This is a genomic window from Streptomyces sp. NPDC020362 (genome assembly GCF_040642095.1).
Lineage (GTDB): Bacteria > Actinomycetota > Actinomycetes > Streptomycetales > Streptomycetaceae > Streptomyces.
This window is the reverse complement of record NZ_JBFAET010000360.1, coordinates 1-4,984: the sequence shown is the minus strand read 5'-3', so window position 1 is coordinate 4,984 and position 4,984 is coordinate 1. Positions and strand designations below refer to the sequence as shown.

2 protein-coding genes and 2 pseudogenes are annotated in these 4,984 nt (G+C 70.8%); 2 read left to right on the top strand and 2 right to left on the bottom strand.

From position 1 onward, the window contains the following. Positions 1 to 288: pseudogene (locus tag AB0H32_RS46820) on the bottom strand (hypothetical protein); the annotation flags it as partial. Between the two features lie 142 nt (positions 289 to 430). Here AB0H32_RS46820 and AB0H32_RS46815 point away from each other — a divergent pair. Together AB0H32_RS46815 and AB0H32_RS46810 are read left to right on the top strand one after the other, a co-directional pair. After that, a pseudogene (locus AB0H32_RS46815) lies at positions 431 to 1,179 on the top strand (DeoR/GlpR family DNA-binding transcription regulator). After that, positions 1,176 to 2,513: a 6-phospho-beta-glucosidase gene (locus AB0H32_RS46810; protein ID WP_361135381.1), complete on the top strand. Its 1,338-nt coding sequence runs from the start codon at positions 1,176 to 1,178 to the stop codon at positions 2,511 to 2,513. The pseudogene AB0H32_RS46815 and the gene AB0H32_RS46810 overlap by 4 nt, the downstream one beginning before the upstream one ends. A 555-nt stretch (positions 2,514 to 3,068) precedes the next feature. On the opposite strand, the gene AB0H32_RS46805 is transcribed toward AB0H32_RS46810, so the two are convergent. Then, complete coding sequence (locus tag AB0H32_RS46805; RefSeq protein ID WP_361135378.1) at positions 3,069 to 4,754, bottom strand: carbohydrate binding domain-containing protein; 1,686 nt, start codon at positions 4,752 to 4,754, stop codon at positions 3,069 to 3,071. Positions 4,755 to 4,984 lie beyond the last annotated feature (230 nt).

Sequence of the window (4,984 nt, the reverse complement as noted above, 5' to 3'; positions counted from 1 at the left end):
GCGCGAGGACTACCCCCCCCCCGCCGCCCAGGCGGTCACCGCCCACGGGCCCGGCGAGGACGTCCTGGCAGTGGGCGCCGCAGAAGTCGTCGCCGGAAACGGTGGCGAGCGAGGTGCCGAGGCCGAAGCGGGCGGCGGCGACGGCGAGGCTGGCCGTGCCGCCCGGGCCGCAGCCCATGCCCGTCGTCCAGATCTCCTCGTCCGGCGCGGGCGAGCGGCTCGGTGCGGGAAGACGAGGTCGCGGAAGACCAGCCCGGTCAGCAGCGCATCGGGCCGCTCGGCAGCCAGGAGGCGTCCTGTCCTCGAACCACGATCGTCGGAACAGCTCAATTTCGGTGTACTGAGGTCGGGTGCCGGCTTGGGCGTTTGGTCAATATCTGAGCAGAACTGAGCATGATTCTGATTGGAGATGACGAGTAGTGTTCATGGTGTGCTGGCGGAACGACGACACCGACTCATCCTGAGGGCCCTGCGCTCCGGTGGCCCCGCGGCCGTCACCGACCTCTCCGAGCGGCTGGGCGTGAGCCCGGCCACGATCAGGCGCGACCTCGTCGGACTCGAAGAGGACGGCCTGCTCACCCGGGTGCGCGGCGGCGCGGTCGCGGACGAGGGCGGCCAGCCCTTCGCCGAGGTCGCCGAGGTGCGCGTGGCCGAGAAGGACGCCATCGCGGCGCGCGCCGCGGCCATGGTCGCCGACGGCCAGTCGGTGCTGCTCGACATCGGCACCACCGCCTACCGGCTCGCCCGCCGCCTCACGTCATCACCGGCAACCTGGTGGTCTACGAGGAACTGGCCGACGACGAGGGCATCGAACTGGTGCTGCTCGGCGGCGTGGTCCGCCGCGAGTACCGCTCCCTGGTCGGCTTTCTCACCGAGGACACCCTGCGCCGGCTCCGCGCCGACTGGCTCTTCCTCGGCACCAGCGGAGTGCGCCCGGGTGGGCAGGTGATGGACACGACGGTCGTCGAGGTGCCGGTCAAGCGCGCCATGATGAAGGCCAGTGACAAGGTCGTCCTGCTCGCTGATTCGGCGAAGTTCCCGGGTACGGGAATGGCGAAGGTCTGCGGCCCCGGGGACCTGGACGTGGTGGTGACGGACGAGCCGGTCGACCCGGCGACCCGCTCCTCGCTTCAGGAGGCGGGCGACGAGGTGGTCCTGGCAGGAGAGGTGCAGGAGTGAAGCTGACGATTCTGGGCGGCGGCGGATTCCGGGTGCCCCTCGTGTACGGGGCGTTGCTGGCGGACCGTGGCGAGGGACGGGTCACGGAGGTCGTTCTGCACGATCTCGACGACAGCCGGCTGGATGCGGTCGTGCGCGTACTGGCCGAACAGGCGTCGGCCGTGGACGACGCCCCCCGCGTGAGAGCCACCACCGACCTCGACGAGGCCCTGCGCGGCGCGGGCTTCGTCTTCTCCGCGATCCGCGTGGGCGGCCTGCAGGGCAGGGCCGACGACGAGCGGGTGGCACTCGGGGAAGGCGTCCTCGGCCAGGAGACGGTCGGCGCGGGCGGGATCGCCTACGGTCTGCGGACGGTCCCGGTAGCGGTCGACATCGCCCGGCGGGTGGCCCGTCTCGCCCCCGACGCCTGGGTCATCAACTTCACCAACCCGGCAGGCCTGGTCACCGAGGCCATGTCCCGTCACCTCGGCGACCGCGTCATCGGCATCTGCGACTCGCCGGTCGGCCTCGGCCGCCGGATCGCCCGGGTGCTCGGCGCGAACCCGAAGGAGGCGTGGATCGACTACGTCGGCCTCAACCACCTCGGCTGGGTGCGCGGCCTGCACATCGCCGGACGCGACGAACTCCCGCGCCTGCTCGCCGACCCCGGCCTGCTCGGCTCCTTCGAGGAGGGCAGGCTGTTCGGTGTCGACTGGCTGCAGTCCCTCGGCGCGATCCCCAACGAGTACCTGCACTACTACTACTTCAACCGCGAAGCCGTACACGCGTATCAGGAGGCCGAGAAGACCCGGGGCGCCTTCCTGCGCGACCAGCAGGCACGGTTCTACGAGGAGGCACGGCGCCCCGGCGTCCGCGCCCTGGACCTCTGGGACCGCACCCGCGCCGAGCGCGAGGCGACCTACATGGCCGAGAACCGGGAGACGGCCGGCGCCGGCGAACGCGAGGCCGACGACCTCTCCGGCGGCTATGAGAAGGTCGCACTCGCCCTGATGCGGGCCATCGCCCGGGACGAGCGCACGACCCTCATCCTCAACGTGCGCAACCGGGGCACCCTGTCGGTCCTGGACACGGAGGCGGTCATCGAGGTGCCCTGCCTGGTCGACGCCAACGGCGCCCACCCGGTCGCCGTCGCCCCGCTGCCCGGCCATGCCAACGGCCTGGTCTGTGCGGTCAAGGCGGTCGAGCGCGAGGTGCTCGCCGCCGCCGCGTCCGGTGCGCGTGCGACGGCCGTGAAGGCGTTCGCGCTGCATCCGCTGGTCGACTCGGTCAACGTGGCCCGGCGCCTGGTCGAGGGCTACACGGCCGTCCATCCTGGCCTCAGGTACCTGAAATGAGCTCCGGCGGAAGGCGCCCGGCACGTGCTTCCGTCCGCTGCGTCCCGGCTGTGCCCTCGCCCGGCCCGTCGTCCCCTGCGTCGCCCCGCCCTCTCTCGAGACCTCTCATGCACGACGAACGGCGCCGCATCGAGGAGCACGTAGAGCGCCTCATCGGGGGGCGCTTCTGACGGCGCGCGCCCCGGCGGTGACGGCACGCGCCCCGCTCCGGCGTCGGCAGACGCACGTCGGGTCGGCCGGTCGCTCCCCGTGACCGCGACCGACCGACCCGATCCCCCGTGCCCCCGTGGTGCATCCCCCGGTACTTTCCCTTGGTGCTCCCCCCGGTTGGTGCATCCCCCGTGGTGGTGCTTCCCGCGTGGTGCTTCCCCCCTTGGTGCGGGTTGGTGCTTCCCCCCTTGGTGCGGGTTGGTGCTTCCCCCGTAGTGGTGCTTCCCCCGTTGTTTCTCGTTCCTGTTAAGAAGAGCGGCCGGGCCGCCCCCTGATACACCCCCGGCGGAAAAAAAATCCCCCGGCCCGGAAGCCGGGGGGACGTCGGTCGTGCCGGTGCCGTGCTCAGCCGGTGAAGCCGGCCGTGATCGAGGTGAACTGCCAGTTGTTCTGGCTGATGCCGGAGCAGTTCTCGGCGACTCCGCCGCCCGGGCAGGGCCGGTCGCGGTTGACCGACCAGAAGGCGAGCCGGGCGATGTGGTGGCTGTTGGCCCAGTCGCGGACCTGGGTCCAGATCGCCGGGGTGGTCGTCTCCTGCTGGTCGGACAGGCCGTTCATGCCGGAGATGCCGATGTGGGAGTAGGCGGTCGCGTCGTCCCAGCCGAACGTCGACTTCAGCTTGGCCTTCAGCCCTTCGGTCGCGCTCACCGTGTTGCCGTACATGTCCGAGCCGCCGCCGAAGTCGAACGGCATGATGGTGAAGACGTCGATGTCGGCTCCGAGCGACTTCGCCTGCTCGATGAGCCGGTTGCCGTAGTAGGTCGGGCCGGTGGTCGCGGTGCCGAAGGTGACGATGGTCTTCAGGCCCGGGTTGTTCGCCTTGACGGTCTTCAGCGCGGTGAGGATCTTCGCCTGGACGGCCTCGTTCTCGAACTCGTCCGTGTTCTCGATGTCCATGTCGATCGCCTTGAGCGAGTAGGCGTCGATCACCTTCTGTATCGCTCCGGCCAGCGCGCTCGACGAGGAGCAGTTGGCGCCGAGCTTGCTGCCCTGCCAGCCGCCGAACGACGGCACGATGTCACCGCCCGCCGAGCGGATCTGGTTGATCGCGCCCTGGTCGACCCCGCCGGTCAGTGCCCGGCTGCCGTCCCAGGCCGGCGTGCAGCCGCCCGAGTCCAGCACGAACGCCATCGTGAACCACTTGGCGCCCGTCGCGCTCATCACCGTGGACGGGCTCGGCGGATCGCCCCAGCCTTCGTACAGGTACGGCGCCGCCTGCCTGAACCCGCTGCCGCCGCCGCTGCCCGCGTCCGTCGTGACGGACACGGAGTCGGAGGCCGCCGACACGTTCCCGGCCGCGTCCCGTGCCTTCACGCTGAAGGTGTACGAGGTGCTCGGCGACAGCCCGCCGACCGTGGCCGACGTACCGGAGACGCTGAGGACCTGGTTGGAGCCGCTGTAGATGTCGTACGCCGTCACGCCCGTGTTGTCGGTCGAGGCGTTCCACTTCAGCGACACGCTCGACGAGGTCCTGCCGGTCGAGGTGAGCCCGCTGGGCACGGTCGGCGCCTGGGTGTCCCCGCCGCCTCCGCCGCCCGGGCCGTCCAGGCTGATGTCGTCGGCGTAGTACGAACCCTGCGCGTACCAGCCGTGGACGTAGAGGGTGGCGCTGGTCTGCGAGGCCCCGGTGGTGAAGGAGACGCTCAGCCGGCTGTACGCGGACGGTGAGGTCGTCCAGGTGGAGGCGCCGCCGTCCACGCCGAGGTAGACGTACGAGCCGCGGACCCAGCCGCTGAGGGTGTAGGTCGTGTTCGGCTGGACCGCGACCGTCTGGCTGCACTGCGCGTCGTCGCTCGCCGTCACCGCGCCCTGCAGGGCCCTGGAGCCGCCGTGCACGGGGGAGGAGACGACCGAACCGAGATTGCCGGTACAGCTCCAGGGGGAGAGGCCGCCCGACTCGAAGCCGGGATTGGTCAGGATGTTGGCCGCCTGGGCCGTGCCCGGCAGCGCGACGGCCCCGCCGGCCGCGAGGGCGGCGGAGCCGAGCAGAGCGAGAAACCTGCGTCTGGGACGCCCGAGTATGTGGCGCACGCGATCTCCCTGTGGGGAATGGGGTGTTGGGGAGTACAGGGGAGTGCGGAAAGCTGCGCCATCAAAGTTGGTATGGACCAATCCGGGTGTCAAGGAGTCACGCCAGAATTGGTCCATACCGGTGAGCTGAAGCGCGCCCCAAAGGGGCGCGGGGCTGGAACTGCCACCGGCTACCCCCCGGGGTGCGAGCAACCACCAACCAACCCCCAGTCGGGCGACGGGCGAAAGCC